The sequence below is a fragment of the Desulfovibrio sp. UIB00 genome (assembly GCF_022508225.1).
Classification (GTDB): Bacteria; Desulfobacterota; Desulfovibrionia; order Desulfovibrionales; family Desulfovibrionaceae; genus Desulfovibrio.
Map to the genome: position 1 here is coordinate 214,400 of NZ_JAETXJ010000006.1, position 20,598 is coordinate 234,997.

The 20,598-nt window shown below is 55.5% G+C and carries 18 protein-coding genes; 10 read left to right on the plus strand and 8 right to left on the minus strand.

Annotation, left to right across the window (positions count from 1 at the left end; all coding sequences use genetic code 11):
* Positions 1–149 precede the first annotated feature (149 nt).
* Together JMF94_RS11255 and umuD are read right to left on the minus strand one after the other, a co-directional pair.
* Positions 150–1,478 (minus strand): Y-family DNA polymerase, encoded by a 1,329-nt coding sequence (locus tag JMF94_RS11255; protein ID WP_240825181.1) that lies wholly within the window; start codon positions 1,476–1,478, stop codon positions 150–152.
* A complete protein-coding gene (gene umuD, locus JMF94_RS11260; RefSeq protein WP_240825183.1) occupies positions 1,459–1,905 on the minus strand; it encodes a translesion error-prone DNA polymerase V autoproteolytic subunit in 447 nt (148 codons plus the stop codon). Before umuD ends, JMF94_RS11255 begins: the two co-directional genes overlap by 20 nt.
* Before the next feature lie 209 nt (positions 1,906–2,114).
* On the opposite strand from umuD, the gene JMF94_RS11265 reads away from it, so the two are divergent.
* The 4 genes from JMF94_RS11265 to JMF94_RS11280 all read left to right on the plus strand — a co-directional run bounded on the left by JMF94_RS11265 (position 2,115) and on the right by JMF94_RS11280 (position 4,918).
* Positions 2,115–2,804, plus strand: coding sequence for a helix-turn-helix transcriptional regulator (locus JMF94_RS11265; protein WP_240825184.1), 690 nt, complete (start codon positions 2,115–2,117; stop codon positions 2,802–2,804).
* A gap of 71 nt (positions 2,805–2,875) precedes the next feature.
* Positions 2,876–3,409: a lysozyme inhibitor LprI family protein gene (locus JMF94_RS11270; protein ID WP_240825185.1), complete on the plus strand. Its 534-nt coding sequence runs from the start codon at positions 2,876–2,878 to the stop codon at positions 3,407–3,409.
* Positions 3,410–3,720: 311 nt separating this feature from the next.
* Positions 3,721–4,206 carry a hypothetical protein gene (locus JMF94_RS11275; protein ID WP_240825186.1) on the plus strand — a complete coding sequence of 162 codons (486 nt, stop codon included), beginning with the start codon at positions 3,721–3,723 and terminating at the stop codon, positions 4,204–4,206.
* A gap of 70 nt (positions 4,207–4,276) precedes the next feature.
* On the plus strand, positions 4,277–4,918 hold the full coding sequence (locus JMF94_RS11280; protein WP_240825187.1) for a LysE family translocator: 642 nt from the start codon (positions 4,277–4,279) through the stop codon (positions 4,916–4,918).
* Positions 4,919–5,081: 163 nt separating this feature from the next.
* Here the strand turns inward: JMF94_RS11280 and JMF94_RS11285 are convergent, their stop codons facing one another.
* Positions 5,082–8,999, minus strand: a complete 3,918-nt coding sequence (locus JMF94_RS11285) for an MFS transporter (RefSeq protein WP_240825188.1) — start codon at positions 8,997–8,999, stop codon at positions 5,082–5,084.
* The gene (locus JMF94_RS11290) at positions 8,996–9,355 is read right to left on the minus strand and encodes a metalloregulator ArsR/SmtB family transcription factor (RefSeq protein ID WP_276612909.1); all 360 of its coding nucleotides are present in this window, start codon (positions 9,353–9,355) and stop codon (positions 8,996–8,998) included. Before JMF94_RS11290 ends, JMF94_RS11285 begins: the two co-directional genes overlap by 4 nt.
* A 271-nt stretch (positions 9,356–9,626) precedes the next feature.
* Between JMF94_RS11290 and JMF94_RS11295 the strand changes: the two genes are divergently transcribed.
* Positions 9,627–11,345 carry a hypothetical protein gene (locus tag JMF94_RS11295; RefSeq protein WP_240825190.1) on the plus strand — a complete coding sequence of 573 codons (1,719 nt, stop codon included), beginning with the start codon at positions 9,627–9,629 and terminating at the stop codon, positions 11,343–11,345.
* Between the two features lie 66 nt (positions 11,346–11,411).
* On the opposite strand, the gene JMF94_RS11300 is transcribed toward JMF94_RS11295, so the two are convergent.
* On the minus strand, positions 11,412–12,509 hold the full coding sequence (locus tag JMF94_RS11300) for a LacI family DNA-binding transcriptional regulator (RefSeq protein WP_240825191.1): 1,098 nt from the start codon (positions 12,507–12,509) through the stop codon (positions 11,412–11,414).
* A 309-nt stretch (positions 12,510–12,818) separates the two neighbouring features.
* On the opposite strand from JMF94_RS11300, the gene JMF94_RS11305 reads away from it, so the two are divergent.
* From JMF94_RS11305 to JMF94_RS11320, 4 genes are all read left to right on the plus strand, one after another.
* Positions 12,819–14,162: an MFS transporter gene (locus tag JMF94_RS11305; protein WP_240825192.1), complete on the plus strand. Its 1,344-nt coding sequence runs from the start codon at positions 12,819–12,821 to the stop codon at positions 14,160–14,162.
* A gap of 4 nt (positions 14,163–14,166) precedes the next feature.
* Positions 14,167–14,988: a phosphodiesterase gene (locus JMF94_RS11310; RefSeq protein ID WP_240825193.1), complete on the plus strand. Its 822-nt coding sequence runs from the start codon at positions 14,167–14,169 to the stop codon at positions 14,986–14,988.
* A gap of 297 nt (positions 14,989–15,285) precedes the next feature.
* Positions 15,286–15,870, plus strand: a complete 585-nt coding sequence (locus JMF94_RS11315) for a TetR/AcrR family transcriptional regulator (protein WP_240825195.1) — start codon at positions 15,286–15,288, stop codon at positions 15,868–15,870.
* Positions 15,871–15,996: 126 nt separating this feature from the next.
* Entirely contained in the window at positions 15,997–16,662 is a 666-nt protein-coding gene (locus JMF94_RS11320) for a type 1 glutamine amidotransferase domain-containing protein (RefSeq protein ID WP_240825196.1), read from the plus strand.
* 111 nt (positions 16,663–16,773) lie between these two features.
* Here JMF94_RS11320 and JMF94_RS11325 read toward each other — a convergent pair whose 3' ends face one another.
* Both JMF94_RS11325 and JMF94_RS11330 read right to left on the minus strand, forming a co-directional pair.
* The gene (locus JMF94_RS11325) at positions 16,774–17,271 is read right to left on the minus strand and encodes a nitroreductase family protein (protein ID WP_240825197.1); all 498 of its coding nucleotides are present in this window, start codon (positions 17,269–17,271) and stop codon (positions 16,774–16,776) included.
* A 36-nt stretch (positions 17,272–17,307) separates the two neighbouring features.
* The gene (locus tag JMF94_RS11330) at positions 17,308–17,847 is read right to left on the minus strand and encodes a flavin reductase family protein (protein WP_240825198.1); all 540 of its coding nucleotides are present in this window, start codon (positions 17,845–17,847) and stop codon (positions 17,308–17,310) included.
* A 514-nt stretch (positions 17,848–18,361) separates the two neighbouring features.
* Here JMF94_RS11330 and JMF94_RS11335 point away from each other — a divergent pair.
* Positions 18,362–19,495 carry a DUF362 domain-containing protein gene (locus JMF94_RS11335; protein ID WP_240825199.1) on the plus strand — a complete coding sequence of 378 codons (1,134 nt, stop codon included), beginning with the start codon at positions 18,362–18,364 and terminating at the stop codon, positions 19,493–19,495.
* A 161-nt stretch (positions 19,496–19,656) separates the two neighbouring features.
* Here JMF94_RS11335 and JMF94_RS11340 read toward each other — a convergent pair whose 3' ends face one another.
* Positions 19,657–20,160: a prolyl-tRNA synthetase associated domain-containing protein gene (locus tag JMF94_RS11340; RefSeq protein ID WP_240825200.1), complete on the minus strand. Its 504-nt coding sequence runs from the start codon at positions 20,158–20,160 to the stop codon at positions 19,657–19,659.
* Between the last annotated feature and the right edge of the window lie 438 nt (positions 20,161–20,598).

Below are 20,598 nucleotides of genomic sequence, written 5' to 3' on the forward strand. Positions count from 1 at the left end.
TGTGCAAATCTTGAAATTCGCTACAATGCAACACACTATAAATAATGTATTGCATCATAAATTTATGCAAGCACGCAAATGGCAAAATGGCACTTTCACCATGACGAGCAGATGCACTCAAGGGCAGAAAATGAAGAAAGGGGAGAGCTTCAGCAGCGGGCAAGCGGGAGTTCATCCCAGCAGGTTGTGAGGCGGGGGGAGCGGTGTTCCTGCCGCATATGCCAAGGGGCCTCGCCCATGCCCTGCGCGCCAAAGATAACCGTATCGCGGCCAAAACGGTTATTGATATTGTCCAACGAGCGCATGAGGCTCTGCCGCCGTCCATCACCGCCGGATTCAAGCCCGGCCGCAAGGGCCAACAAACTGCCCTGCACCGCATCGGCCCGTTCAAGGCCGTAGAGCATCACTCCGGCCTTCGCATAGGCAAAACCGGGTAAAAATATGCGCTCCAGCCCTTCCAGCGCCGTGCGGATGAACATCTGGCTGTCAGCCGTAGGAATAGGCAGGGGGCACTGGGCTGACTGGTCGTAAAGCCGCTCCCCCACTGCCGCCTGACCGGGGCGCGCCGTGCGGATGTGAACGCCAAGCCCGCTGGCCACAAGACCCTCGCGCCGCAGCCGCGTGGCCGCGCGCACGGCAAAGGTGGAAAGCGCCTGCGCCAGCATGGCCTTGTCGTGGATGCGCTGTGCAAAAGAACGCGTGGACATGAGCGTTTTGCGCGCCACAGGAGCTGTATCGTTGCCGAGGCAGGGAACGCCGCGCAATTCCAGAGCCGTGCGCCAGCCCGTCACGGTGAGCAGACGGCGCAGCATGATATCGTCAGCGTTTTTCAGATGCAGGGCCGTGCAGATGCCCTCGGCCCACAAGCGCCGCGCCTGCCGCCGCCCCACGCCCCAAACATCCTCAACGGGCGTACCCGCAAGCACTCGGTCGATATCACGCTCTTGCCGTGCCAGGGAAAACACCCCCCCGTAGGACGGATGCTTTTTGGCCACATGTGTGGCAATCTTGGCAAGGGTGCGCGTTGCTCCAACCCCGACGGAAACTGTGATCCCCGTCCAGCGCTGGATGCGTTGCCGCACATCGCGGCAGAATTCGGGCAGGTTGGCCCGATGGGGGGCCTCAAGGCGCAAAAAGGATTCATCAATGGAGTACGGCTCCACCTGAGCGCAGCATTGCTCCAGAATATCGACTACCCGCGCGGAAATATCGCCGTACAGCGCGTAATTGGAGGAAAATACCGCCACGTTCAGCGCGCGCAACTGGGAACGCAGCTTGAATTCCGGCGCGCCCATAGGAATGCCCAGCGCCTTGGCCTCAGCCGAGCGCGACACAATGCAGCCATCGTTGTTGGAAAGCACCACCACAGGGCGGTCGGCAAGATCGGGCCGGAACAGTTTTTCGCACGAGGCGTAAAAATTGTTGCAGTCCACCAGCGCCCACAGGGACGCAGGTGAATCAGAGCTTGTGAACGACATAGGTGACAACGCCCCATATATGCACGAATTCGCTTTCTGTGATATCGATGGGGTCAAACCTGGGGTTCTCGGGGGCAAGCAAGACGCGCCCTTCGCGGCGCAGCAGACGCTTGACGGTCAGCTCCCCTTCCAGCGCGGCGATAACCACCTTGCGGTGCCCGGCCTCTACCGAGCGGTCAACCACCAGCAGGTCTCCGTCATGGATACCCGCCCCCAGCATGGATTCCCCATGCGCGCGCAAAAAGAAGGTGGCAGCCTCATTGCGCACCATGTACCTGTGCAGATCCAGCTTGCAGTCGAGGTAATCCTCCGCCGGAGAAGGAAAACCCGCCTCCACGGGCGCAAGATACAGGGGCAGCCCCGCCCTGTGGTCAGAAATGACCGCTGCCGGAGCCAGCAGTTCCAGCGAAGACGAAATGAAAGCCATACCGCCTCCTGTGGATCGGTTCACCGCAGCCCGACGGGTGCGGATGGCAAAATCTGCAAGTATGCGGACAAAACCGCGCGACCATCAGCTTTTAGCTTATTTTATCCTTGCAAGCAACGCCTGAGATTGATACCCTGAATGAAAAGTTGAAACAACCCCGCCGAAAGCGTGTGCGGCAATCACCCATTCGCGCGGAAGCGAGGAACGCCATGCCTGAAAAATCAGACTTCAAAGAAACATTGCAAAGGCTTATGCAAGCCCTCAGCGTGGTGAGCGATGCGGAACTGGCAAGGTCGCTGGGCATCACCCCGCAATCAGTGAGCGGAGCGCGCAAACGCGGCGAAGTGCCGCCTGCGTGGATTCAGACCTGCGCCGCCCAGACAGGCGTAAACGCCCACTGGCTTTTTTTTGGCAGCGGCCCCATGCGGCTGCCGGAAGCGGCAGATGGCGAACTGCCCAGCATTCAGGCGGATTGCGAGACGGATCTCATCAGTGTGCCGCTGGCGGAAGCGCGGCTCTCTGCCGGAACGGGCAGTCTTGAGGTCAACAGTCACAGCCAAGGCAGCTATGCCTTCAGAGGCGATTTTTTACGCCGCAAGGGCAACCCCCGGCGTATGGTGCTCATGCGTGTTTCTGGCGACAGCATGGTGCCGGAAATTTTTGACAACGATCTGGTGCTGCTGGATCGGGGCCAGACGGAAATCAGCCCGGGGCGGCTTTATGCCGTTGGCTTTGAAGACGCCATCTATATAAAACGCATTGATAAACTTCCCGGCAAGATTGTTCTGAACAGCGTCAACCCGGCCTATCCGCCTGTGAGCCTTGACCTGCGCGGCGACTGCGCCGACCAGTTCAGGGTTATTGGCCGCGTGCTGTGGTCTGGAAGGGAATACAGGTAAGAATGCTTGCGCACGGCACCCGGCGCGCGTACACTTTCAACATATAAGGTTTTTTCGCCAAGGAGTCTGGGATGTCGTCTGCTCGTCGATCCTTTGCAACGTTCTTTGCCAATCTTGCCGCATTCAGTGCGCTCTGTGCCGTGCTGCTTGTTGCCCACCCCGCCCTTGCCGCAGAGGCCGCGCCGCAAGCGGCGCCCCCGGTGCAGCAGGACGCCAGCGCCGCCGCTGCCGCCGACAGCCCTGACCAGCAGGATTCCGCCCTCCCGGCAGAGAATCTGTTCAGCCAGACCTATCAGGCCTGCATGGACGAAGCTGCTGGGGTGACAACCGGCATGCAGGACTGCATGAGTGCGGAACAGGAACGCCTTGAAACCCGCCTGAACGCGCAACGCGCGCGCGTTGCCGCCACCCTGAACCCGGAACGCGCCAAGGCTTTTAATGACGCCCTGAACGCGTGGGATGCCCTGCGCAAGAGCGGCTCCCTTGCCATGTTTGACCCCAACGGCGGCACCCTTTCGCCGCTTATGGCTTCGCTCTGGTATCTGGAACAAACTGCCCGCATGGCGCGCTGGGTTGACGTCTTGCAGGAAAGCGCCGAGCAGTAGCGGCACGGAATCCAGCATCACGGCTGGTGCAGATCAATGACAGGCAAAAGCGCATCCTTGGTGGTGCGCTTTTTTGTACCCGGCCTCTCGCGCGACAGGCAAACCAAGGGCGCTCCATACGCAAACAACAGCTTGCCACACGTATATACAGGAATAATTCAATAATTTCAGATTATTATCTTAGAAAGTTAGCACTTTTCACCTTTCACAGACTACGCAAAACAGACAAATAATCTAGCAATTACATATTGTTGCGCCTATTATCAGTTACCAGTATACTCCCGCGATGCAAAATATAGGGGAAGTCTAACATGCTGCGCAACATACTGATGCTTGCCTCCATTATAGGCATTCTTTCCGGGTGCCTTCCAGATTTGGCTGCTATTTCGACTGACCCACCTCCCAGCAAGCCTGTCATAGATGTCAATACCGGGAAAGTCCTCAATATGTGGATTCCAAAAGAAATGCACCGGGTTGAAACGTGGAAATATATCGCCAGAGCCGAGGAGCGAATGTGTTCAGATGGTGACTATCTGGGCAGGCACATTGATGAGTTATCTTCATCCCAAAGATCAATATATAAAAAATATAATGATGATGGGGACAAAATCTGGGCATATTACTATTACTACGATTCCCCTGCTGCACCAAGCAGAATGGACTCTGTTACAGTCAAACGCATGACTGTTTTCAATCTGTACACGGACAGAAACGGTAAAATTTATGGCTGCACGTGGGCCAGATATTCCGGCGGCTACCACAGGGACCATGGCACGGACGATTGGCTAACCCCGTAGATCAAGACTCAGCAATCAAGACGCCCGATCATCAATGCTATACTGTCAACGCAGCAAAAATGAACGCCTGATGGAACTCCTGTTATTCTGTAAAAGCATGCTTCTTGGCCTGGCCGTGGCAGCTCCCCTTGGCCCCATCGGCGTATTGTGCATAAACCGCGCGCTTGTGCGAGGCTTTTGGGCTGGAGTAGCCGGAGGGCTGGGAACGGCCCTGGCCGATGCAATCTACGCGAGCCTTGCGGCGATCGGCTTTTCAACCTTAACGGCAACATTGGCAACGCTTGCCCCGTGGCTCAAGCTTGCAGGCGGTCTGTTCATGCTGTGGCTTGGCTGGAAAAGCCTGCGACCAAATCCCCGGCGGGCGGCAGAGCCTGCCCGCACCAGTGAATTCAGGGGACTCTCCGGCACTATCGCCGCAACATTTCTTCTTACGCTCACCAACCCGGTGACCATCTTCTCTTTTGCGGCACTGTTCGCTGGCCTCGGCTTGACCGACTCGCCGGGGGCGACCAATGCCCTTGCCGTTGTTGCGGGAGTGTTTCTGGGGTCTTTGTTGTGGTGGTTCTTGTTGAGCGGTGGGGTTGCGCTGGCTCAGCGCCGCTTGCCCGAAGGATTTTCCCTTTGCGTATCACGAATGTCCGGGGTGGTCCTCATGGGTTTCGGTTTTTATGCGCTCGGTTCTCTGCTTTACACGATAATTCTGCAACCTTGAGATGCACGCTCTCGGAACGTTCCTCGCCATAGCGGGGCAAGGTGCAAACGTAAGCACGGCTCCCCCACCACTGCCAGTGCCTATTGAAAAGACCACAGAAAGGGCCGCAGGAACATGTATCAGTCCTGCGACCCTTTGCTTAGCAGCATGGCAAGTTTCCAAACTAAACCGCGTCAACACTCCCTTTCAACGTCCTGTAGTCCGTTTTTCCGCTGCCCAGCAAGGGGATCGCCTCCACCTTCACAATGCGCTTTATGGCATACAAGGATGAAAGCCCCGCCCCGCGCAGGGCGGCATTCACTTCCGGCAAGGAGAGTGCCATCGGGGTGAAGAGCATAATTGCCGAGCCGCTTTCTTCCGCTGTGGCTTCAACAGCCAGCGCTGGGCCTTGCTCCGGCGCGTCGCCCCGCTTGCCGAATATTTCGAGCAGTACGGATTCGATCTGCGGCAGAGAAATCATTTCTCCGCCAATCTTCACAAAGCGCTTGAGCCGCCCCTGAAAGGTCAGGCGGCCAGTTTCATCCATGCGCACAAGGTCGCCTGTGCGGTACCATGTTTGACCTTCAAACTCCACAAAGGGCGAGGGCGCATCACTCAGATAACCGCCGAAGATGCTGGGGCCGCGCACCAGAAGCATGCCGGTCTGCCCCGCCTCCACACGCCCGCAGATATTGCCGTCTTCTTCGCGCACCAGGGCCAGTGTTACCGACGGCATTGCGTGGCCTATGGTTCCGCACACAATGTCGCCCGGCCTGTTGACGGAAACCACCGGGGAGCATTCCGTAACGCCATAGCCCTCACAAAGCGCGGCGTGCGGACATTGCGCGGCAAAAGCGCGGTAGACGTGGTCCTGGCATTTCTCCGCCCCCACAAAGGCGCAGCGCAGGCTTGCCAGATTTTCTGTCCCTGCTGCCCGGTCAAGCACTGCCCCAAGAAAGGTTGGCGGCGCGGCCATGAGCGAGAGTCTGTAATCGCGCACCAAAGCCGTCAGCGGGCCGGGCTCTGTGGGGTTGGGGTGGAAGGCCGCCCGGATGCCCAGCGACAGGGGCAATACAATATTCACCATAAGGCCGAAGGAATGGAATGGCGGCAGCATGGCAAGCACGCTGTCGTCCGGCTCAAGGTGCAGCACCTCCACAATGTCGCGGGCATTGGCGAGAAGATTGGCGTGGCTCAGGGGCACGGCCTTGGGCAGAGATTCCGAGCCGGATGTAAAGAGCACCGCCGCTGTTTCCGGCACCGCGTATTTTTCCAGATTGCGCAGCAGGCGGGCTTTGAACGCGCCGCAGAGTTTTTCCCAGATGGTCAGCGATGCCGCCAGCTTGTCCAGCAGCACCCACTGCACAGGCAGGGATGCAAGGCCCAGCCCCTGACGTTCCAGCCGTTCCTGCAAGGCCGTCGCGCTGAGAATATGGCTGACCCCGGTTATAGTAATGCAGTGACGGAGGTTGGCTTGCCCCACCGTCCAGTTGAACAGCACAGGCGTCTTGCCTGCCAGCAGTGCGGCAAGCCACACCGTAACCACCGCTGGCGCGGCGGGCAGCATGATACCCAGGCGCTCGCCGGGCAGCGTCCGTAAACGGCGAGCCAGAATCAGTGCGCCCATGAGGATGTCCCTCCGGCTGCGCAGGCTTGCGCGGTCAGCCAGCAATGGCTGGGCAGGGGCGGAACGCATCTGGGTCAGAAAGGCATCGGCAATGGTTGCGGCGTGTTCGGGTATGGCGAACTTCTGACCGACGGCAGGCGCAAACCAGCCTGCGGGCGCGGGGGCGTCTGCATTGATCTCGCCGAGCTGACCGCTCGCCGCCAGCAGGCAATCGCGCACAGTAACCAGAAATTCCAGATTTGCGATGGTTGCGCCCTGCGCGCCTTCAAGGCTGAGGGCAAGATCCATGAGGGCCAGGCTGTCCAACCCCAGATCGCCGCCAAGGGTCATGTCGTCCGAGAGCGGCTGATTTTCCGGCAGGCCCGCCGCCTCACGCAGGGCCGCATACACAGCGGCGCGCACTTCCGCAGGAATATCCGCCGCCTCTGCCGTTCGGTTTTGCGGCACGGCATCCAGAATCCGGGGCTCGCTTCCCTGCCAGAAAAAACGGGGAAATTCCTGCGCCGGGCGCTCCGCCTGATTATAAAACTGCTCCAGCCAGGGGTTGAGCACACGTTTTTCGCCCGTGCGGGGCAGATCATCAGACTCCACGAACTCCACAGTCACGGGGCGACGCGGGGTGAAGAACAGCAGATTGGCAACTACCGCCAGTGCGCCACGCAGCAGCACCTTGCCAAAATGCGGGGCTTTGCCTGTGGCTCCGTAGCCAAAAGTACTGCCCCACAATCCGGTTGTGCGCACCAGCACCACACGCAGGCCGGGCATTTTTTGCAGAATAAGCGCTGCCCCGGAATTGCCGCCAAGGCTTTCCCTTGCTGAGCGATAAATCCTCCCTGCGGGGTACAGCAATACGTTGTCCCCGGCCTGCAAGGCATCCAGCACGGCCTGCATACCAGCCTCAACGCCCTGTCGCGCCTTGGCTCCATCCTTCATGGCGTCGGGAATAAGCACTGCACGCAGGGCCTTTGCCGCCAGCCGTCCAAGCGGGCCTTCCATCTGGCGCTCGTCTGCAAGGGGGCGCGGCGCATGATTCGCCAGCAACGAATATACAATAATAGGGTCCATCAGCGCGGGGTGATTTGGCATAAACAGGATTGGGCCGGGGCCGGATATGGCTTCAAGCCCGGTCGCGGTCACGCGGTAGCGCAGGCCCAGCAGCAGGCGCAAACACAGCCCCGCAAGGCTGAAACGCTTGCCGCAAGAAAACATGCGGGTAATTCGCACTGCGGCCCAGCTGATGAAAACCAGCGCCGCAAGACCGCTGCCAGCCAAAAGCCATGCTGGCGGCACCTTGCCCAGCCATGCGAAAATCAAACCAGAAAGAAGGATGCCGCTGAAGCACGAAAAGTTGGAAATCCCCAGAGTTTTTCCTTTTTCCGTGGCGGCTGGCCTTACCTGAATAAAGCTCACAAGCGGTATGAGGTACAGGCCGCCGCAAACGCCGGAACACGTCAGCAGCAGAAAAAGCCAGGGAAATTGCAGCGCCTCCGGCAGCAGTGGGGCAAGGCCGGAAAGCATAAGGCCAAGGCCAAGCCCTGCGCCAGCCGGAACCATAATGCGCCGCCAGCTTGTGGCTTCGTACCGCCCGGCCAGAACGGAACCCACGCATATGCCAATCATCATCGCCACGGAAAGCAGGCTCGTAACGGTAAGCGAAAAGCCCAGCTGGATGATGCCGAGATTATTGATGCACAGCAGGGCAAAGGACGACAGGCAGTAGAAAAAGGCCTCCCCTGCCAGCGTGAGAAACAGATGCGGGTCACGCCTGCGGCACTCCAGCGCATGGAGCACGGAATGCACCGGACCCAGCAGGGGAAAGGGAGCATTTGCCCCGACAGAAACAACGCTTTTGCCAATACCAAAGGCAGAGGCCAGCCCGATAACAGCTATAAATACAGCCACAGCCCCCACTGCCAGTCGGCCAAAACCATGCTCCCCCTGCGGGATGAATGCGGCAACTGCAGAAAATTCGGGCAGATCCAGCACAACGCCGCCGGCGGCAATACCCAGCAGAATGGTTGCAGTGGTTGCCAGCTTGAGCAGTGCATTGACCCGTGGCACTTCCTGCGGAGGAAAGTTTTCCGGAATGGCTCCGTTAAGGGCGGGGCTGAATATTGTGGATTGCAGGCCCATCAAAAAAACCACGACCACCATGCCGGCCCAGTTCATATCCACGAGCGCCCACACGCCATAGAGCATGGCCGCAAGTTCCATAAATTTGGACCAGATGACCATCTTATTCTTGGGCATGCGATCTGCCAGCCACCCTGCCCAGGCAGAACAGGCCACAAACGGCAGGGCGAACATGGCGGAGGCAATGCCCTGAATGGATTCAAGCCCCGCACTGGCGGCAAGCAACAATGCGGCTTGTTTGAAAAAATTATCGTTAAATGTGCCCATGGCATAGGTGGTGCCCATGCTCAGCAGTATTTTTTTTCCACTGGCTGCCGGGAGAGATTCGGGCGACTGATTCATGCGTTTGTTCCCTTCTCAGCTTGGGGCTGCGCAGCAGCCCCTTCTTGCAGGTCTTCTTCAATAAAGAGACGGAGTTTTTCCAGAGAATCCAGCACAACATTGTGACATACAGAATACAGGGCCTGCCTGCCCTCACGCCGCACGGCGAGGATTCCGGCTTTTTCCAGCACTGCCAGATGGTGCACAATGGTGGAACGTCCAAAATCAAATTCTGCGGCAATATCCTTGATGGAAAGCTCCTCGCCGGGCTCGAACAAAAGCAGGATGCGCTGACGGGTGGTATCCCCCATGGCTGCGAATACTGCGGCCACGGGCTGCCAATGTTCAGGAAGGGTATTCAGGTACGTCGTTCTCATAACTACATAACTAGTTTTTTAGTTATAACATGTCAAAGGAAATTTTTACCCAGCTCCGGCACCCCAGTAGGTGAGGTGCAAAAAACTGCCAGGTTCTTCTCAATGCCTGCTGCTGGCAGAACAACTGACACCTGCAAGCGAGCACCTTCAATAATTACCCTATTTTATCTGTATTATCAGCCCATTGTAACTGCGCAACATATACCACAGATCAGCATAAAGCCCCGCCACACCGATATGAAAAAGCTGTTACTCTACATTACTGCCCGAAATGGCATCAAATTTGCTATATTTCATACAAGGAAAATTATTCCACAAGCGCAAATCATCCAGTAAAACTGATTTTTTTACTACATATCAGTACACGGGAGCGATCATGCAAATAGACCTTCGACAATATGAATTTGTGATACCGAACAGCCTTGGCTGGTCATATGACAGCACTTCGACGCAGGCGGCATCTAGCGCTGCCGCAACCTCATCAGGCGATTCTGTTTCTCTTGGGCAATCCTCCCGCCAAAAAATGGAAGAGGAACAAACCAGTCTTGAGCAGATTCTCAAAGCCAAGGGCTGCAGCCTGCAGGATGCGCTCAAGGATATTCTGATAAGCGGGAAGTACCTGCAGGAATATCTCGACACGGGCATCGTCCCCTCTGCCTGCCCCGGCTATCAAAAAGGCAACATAACGCAAACGCAAGACTCGCTGACATCCCCCCAGGGCATGCGCGTAGACGTATCCACCAGCTATCAGAACGCTGTGGTTACAGGGGCTTCCGTTTCTGTAACCCGTGCTAATGGCCAACAAGTCACATTTGATGCAGCCTGCAATGTGCGTCTGAACGAGCGGGAAGACGGCTCCCTTGCAGTGACCTTTGCGGACACAGGCGAAACGCGCATCTTTGCGCAGGACGGTTCTGTTACCAGCGAACAGGGAACCGCAGGTGCACTCTCAGGAACAGATGGCGATGATGTATTTTTGCAGCTTACGGCAGCCAGCTCCATTGACGCTGGCAACGGCAACGACTCCATCCTTGTACTGGCAAGCGGCGGAACAACCAGCGCTGGGGCAGGCAACGACACCATCGTTGTTGGCAAAACCGTGGGGGGAACAACATCAATCGATGCCGGAAGCGGCAATGACACGCTGCGCGGTAACGAACTAAGACGGAGCCTTTCCATTGAAATGGGTGATGGAGACGACACGGTTGATGTGCAGTCGTATGCAGGCAATATGAACCTTGGCCAGGGCAATAATGCCCTGACTGCCCACTACGCGGCAGGACGCCTGAGCGCAGGAGACGGCAGCAATACCGTAACAGCAACTAACATCCTAGGGGCAATGATTTTTGGCGATGGAGCCAACCAGGTTACGACAAGTACCGGTAGCGGCAATGTGACATTGGGCAAAGGAAACAATACCATTACTGGTGACTCATGGCTTGGGGGGAGCATTACTGCGGGCGAAGGAGATAATCATATCCGTATTCGTTCTCTTGAGGGAAATATTATCGCAGGCAACGGCAACAATACCATCAACGTAGACTCCATGGCATCATCCAACTCTTCCGCCATGGTACTGGGGCATGGCGACAATACGGTCACAATGCGCTCCACGAGCGGAAATATTCAGATGGGTGACGGCAACAATACCCTTCGATGGGATTCAGCCATGGATGCGTCCATCAAGATAGGCAATGGCAACAATACGGTTATTGGCAGATCCCAAAGCCCCTTTGATGACCTTGTGCTGGGGGACGGCAACAACACACTGGAACTTTCTTCTAACAACGCGGGATATACTCACATCGCCAGCAACGTTTTGGGGAATGGTCAGAACACTATCTTTTTAGGGGGATACGGCGAGCAAGTGAAGCACGGCTCAGGCAACAACACCTACCTCAACTGGACAATGACGCAAAACGAAATACAGGCACGCAACGATGCAAATCAGACCTTTATGGACAACTGGCGCAAGAGTAATTTTGGCTAGACAGCTCACAGCCCGCACGGGATACGCAGCCTGGCATGACGCATTTTCAGACTCTTGCACGTGCCCCTAGCCGCCAGCGCGCGGCGCAGCAGTAGAGGTGCGCGTAATGAGCTTATGGCTGTATTCCACGCGGGTGATATTTCGGTCAGAGGCCGCACCGCTGATTTTATTGTGCAAAATTTCCAGCGCGTTGCGGCCTTTGTCGCGCATATAATGCTCTACCGTGGTCAGTGCCACGCCCGCAAATCCTGATGGAAAGATATTGTCAAAGCCGCAAACGCTGTAGTCGCCGGGAATGGTAAAGCCTGCTCCGCGCACGGCGTCTATCACGCCGTAGGCCACCATGTCGTTCACCGCCACAAAGGCGGTGATTTTTTTGTCATCAAGGCATTTGCGCGTCAGTTCAAGCCCCACAATATGTTCGATCTGCAAATTCTCAAGCTCTGTCTCGGGGGTGATATCCCGGCTTTTTACCAGCACCGTGCCTTGCGGGCACAGTTGGGCAAAGGTATCGCGCAGGCCCTGCAATCGCTGCATGCGGATGGGGTTGGCTTGATCCAGCGTTGTGGAAATGTAGGCCAGATGCTGATGCCCCAGATCGTGCATATGCCGGGCAATGAGGCTGCCTGCATCGTAATTGTTCAATTCCACCGTATCCACGTTAAGATCCTGCCGCCTGTCGCCAATAACAACCATGGGCAACTTGCGGTCAGCCTTTTCAAGCACTTCTTCGGGATGGGCCAGCATGGCAAAAATAATGCCCGCCATGCCCATATTGCGCGCAAGGCGCAGGGCCGCCAGCTCGCTCTCAAGGCTGCGGTAGGTGGTATAGATGCTGGTGGCATAGCCCTTGAGCGCGGCGGCCTGCTGCATGGCCTGAATAACGGTGGAATAATATGGATTGGTGACATTGGGGGCCACCACAAGCACTGAGGGAACGTTTGCACACCCAACGGCTCTCCTTGCATTCCGATAGCCAAGACTCTCCGCCGCCGCAAAAACTGCGGCAATGGTTTCGTCTGCAAACGAAACACCTTCCCGCCCGTTGAGCACCATCGAAACCGTAGCCTGAGAAACTCCGGCTGCCTTTGCCACATGGGCAAGCGTAACTTTTTTTGCAGCGGTATGCCTGCTGCGGCTCTTGCTGCTTGTTTCTGCCGTCATGGCAGCCTCCTGTTCAGTCGTGGGCGATTCCACGCGGCAGACGCATGGCAACCAGGCCTAAGGCTTTATTCAGATTTTTATGCATCAAAAGAATTATTTTTTATTTAATAAATATTCAATTGACACAATTTTTTTCAGCGTGATATCAAACCATAAATTTAGCCATATTCAACATTATTTTTGAAGTGGAGGCAATTAAAAAATTTTATATTAAAATTTTATTTCACCGCATGATTAAAATTCAATTAAAATTTTAATTGCACCCGCAAAAAAGTTGCGGTGCTGACAGCCCACACGGAGGGTGTCTGTATGGACGACAGCTCACAGCAAAAATACGTTCCTTCCAAAAAGGAAATGCGCAAGGTCGTAATTGCCAGCCTGCTTGGCGCCACCATTGAATGGTACGACTTTTTCCTCTACGGCGTTGTGGCGGGCATTGTGTTCAACAAGCTCTACTTCCCCACCGCCGACCCCTTCATCGGCACCATCATGGCCTACAGTACCTTTGCCATCGGCTATCTGGCACGCCCCCTTGGCGGCTTTATCTTCGGCCATTACGGCGACAAGCTGGGCCGTAAACGCATGCTCATTCTCACCATGCTCATCATGGGTATTGCCACAATGGGTATTGGCCTTGTGCCCACCTATGCCTCCATTGGCATTGCCGCGCCCATCATCCTGCAAACGCTGCGCTTGTGTCAGGGCCTTGGCCTTGGCGGCGAATGGGGCGGCGCGGTGCTCATGACCTATGAATATGCCAGTGATCGCCAAAAAGCCTTTTACGCCAGCATTCCCCAGATGGGCCTTGCCACCGGCCTGTGCCTTTCTTCCGGCATGGTCGCCCTGCTCTCCTGGCTGCTGGACAACGAGCAGTTTCTGGAGTGGGGCTGGCGCTTTGCCTTCCTTGTGAGCGTGGTACTCATCGCCATTGCCCTCTATGTGCGCACGCATATTCTGGAAACCCCCGAATTCCGCAAGGCCGAAGCCAAGGGCGATACCAGCAAAAAGGCCCTGCCCATCGTGACAGTATGCAAAAACTACCCTGGCAACATTGCCCTGGGCGTTGGCGCACGGTGGATTGACGGCGTGTTCTTCAACGTGCTGGCCGTGTTTTCCATCACCTACCTCGTGCAGCAGATCCACACCACGCGCACCGAAGCACTTACGGCGGTTATGTTTGCGGCCCTGCTCATGTGCCCCTTTATTCTGATCGCTGGCCGCCTGGCAGACCGCTTTGGCCGGGGCCGCATTTACGGCCTTGCCAGCCTTGCCTGCGGCATTTCCATTTTCCCCTCGTTCTGGCTTATGCAGAGCAGCGGCGGCAACATGTTTCTGGTTGGCCTTGCCATCGCCATCCCGCTGAGTATTTTTTACGCTGGTGTTTTTGGGCCAGAGGCCGCGCTGTTCTCTGACCTCTTCCCTGCTGAAGTGCGTTACACGGGTATTTCCATCGTGTACCAGTTCCCGGGCTTTCTGGTTGCGGGCATAGTGCCCGGCGTGTGCACCGCCCTGATCCAGTGGAACGACGGCGATCCCTTCTACATCTGCATCTTCGTACTCGTAGCCGCAGCAACCAGCGCGTTCTCGGCCTTTACCATCCAGGCGCGGCACAACAGATTGGCTGCGCAGGCTGCGGGAACCGCACAGGGTTAGCATCATGCGTATATTGCAACTTTCAGACACGCACCTGCGGGGCGACCACAGCCTGTCTTTCAGGGTGGTAGATACCCGGCGTTGCCTGGACGAAGCCGTGGCTCACGTAAAAAGCCTGACGCAACAGCCGGATATTATTGTCATCACAGGCGATCTTGCCGACAGCGGAGACCTTAACGCATATCACATCCTGCACGACGAACTCTTGCCCTTTGGGGTGCCCGTGTACGCCGTGCCCGGCAACCACGACAGGCGCGACCGCCTGCGCGAGGTAATGCCCCACTGGTGCCCGGCCAAGGAAGATATTGCGCCCTACCTCTGCTATACGGTGGAAGAAGAAAACCTGCGGCTGATCATGATGGACAGCATGAGCCCCGGCTCCCATTCCGGCCACTTCCCCGCCGAAACCGGCGACTGGCTGGAGCGTGAACTGGCAAAGCGCCCGGATACGCCAACCATGTTCTTCATGCACCACCCCCCGTTTGTTACGGGCATGGGCGCCATGGACGAACCTTTTGAAAACGTGGAGCGCTTTGCAGCAATTGTAGAGCGCAACCCGCAGATGCGGCTGAGTTTCGGCCACATGCACCGCCCCATCGTCACCGAGTGGCATGGGCGGATAGCCATGACGGCACCTGCGGTTTCCATGCAGATAGACCTTGATCTCTCCCCCGAGGGCGGCGACAACTTCCGCATGGAAACGCCGGGCTATCTCCTCCACCACTTTGACAAGGGCGTGTGGAATTCCCACATCTGCCAGATTGCAGTGCAGGCTACGTTTGCCGGGCCGTATCCCTTTGCTGGCTCGGTGAATCCTACCCAATAGTGTTTCCCGACATGAAACACCCGCGCAAGCGGGCCGGGGCTGCCGACATCGGGTCGGCAAGCCCCGGCACCCTCCCAAAATCACGCCGCCATATCTGCCTTCTCCTCTTTTTTTCTGCCCCTTTTCTGCCAAATCGCTTATCTTGAGCCAGCGTTAGCAAGTTCAGATAAATTTCTGCCCAAGTCTCCATGCACAGAACAAGTGCTGAATCTTGGTCACGTTGTCCGAAGAAAATTGCTACAAGACTGAGCGCAGCAGATATTGACATCACCAGCAGACCGGTCTAATTTTTTAATTATGAAAGAAAGCGCACGAGAAAAAATCATTGCTGTAGGTGTTGAAATTGTCGCTGTTTCCGGCTTCAACGCCACAGGCATAGATGCCATACTCAAGGCGGCGGGCGTGCCGAAAGGCTCGTTCTACCACCATTTTGGCACCAAGGAAAACTTCGGCATTGAGGTCATCAACCTCTTTGCTGAAAACTATACAAAAAAACTGCACGGCTATCTTGATGATGAAACGCTGCCCCCGCTCCAGCGCATCCGCAGGTATCTGGAAGAAAGCATTGAACGTACAGTGCAGGACAACTTCAGCAAGGGTTGCCTCATCGGAAATCTGGGACAGGAGCTGGCCGCTCAGAGTGAACGGTTCAGATGCCGCCTGGAAGAAGTCTTCCACGACTGGCTCGGCCTGTTTGCCAAGTGCCTGCACGAAGCGCAACAGGCTGGTGAACTGAATCCGGGGCTTGATCCCCAGTCGCTTGCAGGCTTTCTCCTCTCTGGCTGGGAAGGAGCCATTTTGCGGGCAAAGGTCATGCGCTCGCCCGATCCGCTGAAGCAATTTGTGAACGTGCTGTTCACAAGGGTTTTAACAACAGGGTAATTATTACGCCGCAGCAAAACCGACTGAGCCTGAAGCAGCGGGCCAAGCCCGCGCATGCCAGGGGCACTGCCAAGTCAAATCTGCGGCATCCCAACCCACACCACACTTACAACAGCGAGCATTCTTATGAACGCGCAAAAAAAAATACTCATGGTTACGACCAGCGCCGATGCCCTGACCAACGGTAGAAAAACAGGCGTGTGGCTTGAAGAAATCGCGGTTCCCTATCTTGCGCTGGCAAAGGCCGGCCTCTCCATAACCGTTGCCAGCCCCAAGGGCGGCGCAGTGCCAGTTGATCCCCACAGCCTTGATGATGCCTCTGTTGCCAAATGGCCCGACATCCTTGAACTGCTGAAAAATTCTGCACTGCTCAAGGATATTCAGGCCGAAGGCTTTGACGCCATTTTTCTGCCTGGCGGCCACGGCACCATGATGGATTTTGCCACCGATGCCGAACTGAAGCGCCTGCTCAATGATTTTGCCAAAGCAGACAAAATAATTGCGGCAGTGTGCCACGGCCCGGCTGGGCTGGTAGGGGCAAAAAAAGCTGACGGCTCCCCCCTTGTGGCGGGCAAAACCATAACGGCCTTTACCGATGATGAAGAAATTGCCATGCAGCTGGAAAAGGCAGTTCCCTTTATGCTCGAAACAACGTTGCGCAACGAAGGCGCGAACTTTGTGGTCGGCCCCATGTGGACACCGCACGTGGAAGTGGACGGCAAGCTCATAACCGGGCAAAACCCGGCCTCCAGCGAACCCATTGCCCAGGCGGTTCTTGAACGCCTGCGGTAAGTTATCTCGTACAAAAGCATCAACGCCCGGTTCCCCTTATTATGGGGAACCGGGCGCTTTTCGTTGGCCTTGGTCCGGCTTCGAAATAAGGCCGGAAGTCCGGCCCCAAAGTTATTTCACGTAGTGGATGCGCTCTGCATTAAACCTGTCCTGCTGCGTTTTTTGCTCCGCAGGATAGCCTATGGGGAAAATGGCAAAGGCCCTCTGCCCTGCTGCCACAGGCAGAATTTTTTCCACCTTTTCCATTCGGTCTTCGTCAGGGGCAACACCAAGCCATACGCCGCCCAGCCCCAGCGAATCCACCGCCAGCCAAAGGTTTTGCATAGCTATGGCAAGATCGATCTGCGCATATTGTGGAAAGCGGCAGCCATCCTGCCGATAGGCAGCCACAATGGCCAGGGGGGCATTTGCGGCGCACCCGGCATAAGGGCTGACCTGAGCAAGCGCGTGCAGCTTTTCTCTGGATGTCACCACATAAAAATCCCACGGTTGCTGATTGCCCGCAGAGGGTGCGGCCATGGCGGCACGCAAAATCTGCTCGACCTTGTCACTTTCAACGGCGCGGTCTTCAAACTTGCGCACGCTGACCCTGTGGAAAATTTCCTTCATGGGAACCCCCTTGGTTATTGTGCTGCCAAATTCAACTTATTGCAGAATGTACGCGCTGACAATTTCGCCATAATAGGCGATGTGCGCATCCCGGTTTGCTCCAACTGCGGAGCCGTCAACATCCTGAGGGTAAAACTTTGACTGGTATTCGGTGATCAGGCTGGGGAGATCCTGCTTCTGCTTGTAAACTACCTTGCACTCAAGGGTGAGGGGCAGCTCCTTAATGGCGGGCACAGAAACAAGTTCTGAGTCCACAAGAGTCAGGCCTGCTTCAGAAATCTTGTCTAGGTTGCGTCCGCATTTGGAGCCGCAAATGCCGAGAATTTTTTTGCTGTATTCGCCAAAGGGCACATTGACCGTAAATTCTGGATTTTTATCCAGCAATTCGCGTGTAAAGCGGTGCTCGCGCACATAGGCCACAAATACCGGGCTGGACCAGTCAATGCCGAGGGTTCCCCAGCCAATGGTCATGCTGTTTACCCGGCCATCTGCCTTTGAGGTAAGCAATATACCCTTGGGCAGAGCTTCAAGAATATTCTTGGCATATTCGGCAACGATAATTTTTTTTCTTTCCATAATTCTGTCCTCATTGGGGTGGTGATATCCTGCGGGCTTAAAAGCCCCTAGGCAATTTGCGGGTGCAGCCAGAACGGGTTTGGTGGAGCATTGAGGATTCTTACGAATCGGTTTGCATTACCTTGAAAAAATTTTGCCTGTTTCCCGTGTTGTGAAATAATTATTAGACCGGTCGTATAATAAGTCAAGCAGATTTATTTGTACGCGCCACGTGGGCATATTCGGCAGCATAACCATCTGCAATATTATGATTTTGGAGAATAAGGCAAACAAACAGGAGAATCGTGCTAGCGACCAACCCCTTGCCAGGGGTATGAAAATGTCGGAATTAAGGCCTGCCCGCTCTTGGCAGCCCCATGTCGCATACGGAATTCTCCTCATGGCAGCCCGCACCCATGAAAGCGAGAAACAAAAAATTTGTAACCGCGCACAAGTTGCTGCACTTTTTGGCTCACGCTCAATTGTGCAATACAATCTTTCCGGTTCATACAGCTAAACGCAAAGGTGAATACTCATGGAAAAAGCAAAGGTGTACTTTACAGATTTTCGCACCAAGGCTTTTGGCGATGGCTTGCCCACCAAGTTAAAGAAAATGATCAAAAAAGCAGGCATCGGACATATTGATATGAAGGGTCGCTTTGTTGCCATCAAACTGCACTTTGGAGAGCTTGGCAACATCAGTTACCTGCGCCCCAACTATGCGCGCGCTGTTGTTGACACGGTCAAGGATTTTGGCGGTAAACCGTTCTTGACCGACTGCAACACCATGTATCCCGGCAGCCGCAAAAATGCCCTGGAACATCTGGAATGCGCCTGGCAGAACGGTTTTACACCCCTTACGGTGAATTGCCCCATCATCATTGGCGACGGGCTCAAAGGCACGGACGAAGCCCTGGTCCCCGTGGTGGGCGGCGAATATGTCAAAGAAGCAAAGATTGGCCGCGCCGTTATGGATGCAGATATTTTCATCAGCCTCACCCACTTTAAGGGGCATGAAATGACCGGCTTTGGCGGAGCCATCAAGAACATCGGCATGGGTTGCGGATCGCGCGCGGGTAAAACGGAGCAGCACAGCAACGGTCAGGCCAATATCAACGAATCGCAATGCGTTGGCTGCAAGGCCTGCATCAAACAATGCGCCAATGACGCCCTGCACTACTCCGCTGAAACCAAGAAAACCACGGTCGATCACAATAATTGCGTGGGCTGTGGCCGCTGCTTGGGCGCGTGTAATTTTGACGCCATTTCTTTCGCGCATGATGCCGCCATTGAAATGCTCAACTACAAAATGGCGGAATACACCAAGGCCGTGCTGGACGGTCGCCCACACTTTCATATTTCGCTGATTGTGGATGTTTCACCCAACTGCGATTGCCATGGCGAAAATGACGCGCCCATTTTGCCCAACATCGGCATGTTCGCCTCATTTGACCCGCTGGCGCTTGATCAGGCCTGCGTGGATGCCTGTATGAAGGCAAAACCCATGCCCGGCAGTCAGCTTGCTGAAAATATTGCGAAAAAAGGTTTTGTGGACCACCACGACCACTTTAAAAATTCTGGCCCTGAATCCGAGTGGCGCACTTGCATGGAGCATGCCGAAAAAATCGGCCTTGGCACGCGCGAATATGATCTGATTGTGGTGAAGTAGGCAGCAATTATTGCAAGCACAAAACTGGCCGGGGCAACCCGGCCTTTTTGCGTAATGCCGCATGAGTTAGAAGCCGTAGTCAACAAAGAGGCAATGCACAGGTAAACGCCAAAGGCTCCTTAACCAGCATTACTGGGGTGGGCATATAGAATTTGCCAAAGTCAGCCATCCAGCGCGACCAGATGAATGCGGTTTCCATGTGCCTCAACAGAACGGCAAAGGTCGTCAAAAGAAATCCAGACAGTTGCCGTATTGTCATTGGGATGAACGCCAAGGCAGGGATTACCATCAAGGGCAGAATCAAATACAAGCTCAACTTCGCAGCCGTCGTCATTGAGAATGCCAAAAGGAGTTACTTCCCCTTGGGCCAAATCCAGATACTTGGCGAGGCGCTCTTGCGAGGCAAAGCTTAGCCGGGAAGTACCCAGTTTTTGCTGCAAGACCTTCAAGGGTGCAGCTTTATCATTGGACATGGTCACGAGAAAATGCCGCTTCCCTGTAGAATCTCGCAGGAAGAGATTTTTGCAGATATCACCCTTAAGATTAATCCCCGAAGCCTTTATTTCATCAATTGAAAAAACGGCTGGGTGTTCCGTCACGGTGTACTCCACTCCCAGCTGTTTCAAGTAGTCATAAACCTTTTGTCGCTTTGCAAAATCTGGCATAGTGCCTCCACAGCAATGTATCAAAGAATACGTGCCCCAAAAGGCTGACATACACGATTAAATATTGCCAGTACGTCATATGGAATCATGCAAATGAATAATTTAAATCCAAGCCCATACAGATGCAAGAAAGCATATCAGTATCCAGAAGTGAGAAGTTGAGTGCGTAGCAACCTGGCTTACTCAGCACGTCACCATTTATTTATTGCTCTGCAGCATGGGGGCACGCCACACAGCGAAGTTTAGAACGCCTGTGCGGCGTGCGATTTCGTCTCCCCGTAAAGATTAAGTCTTTTTATTGCCCTTCGGGCGCTATCTTCCGCCGGCCGGCGGAGTTTGGGACGCCTTTGCGGCGCGCAGCAAGGCGGGGTTTGTTATGGGGCTACGCCCCCTTCTCGGCCCCCCTTGCATCCCCCCCGAAGCACCCCGAAGAGGGAC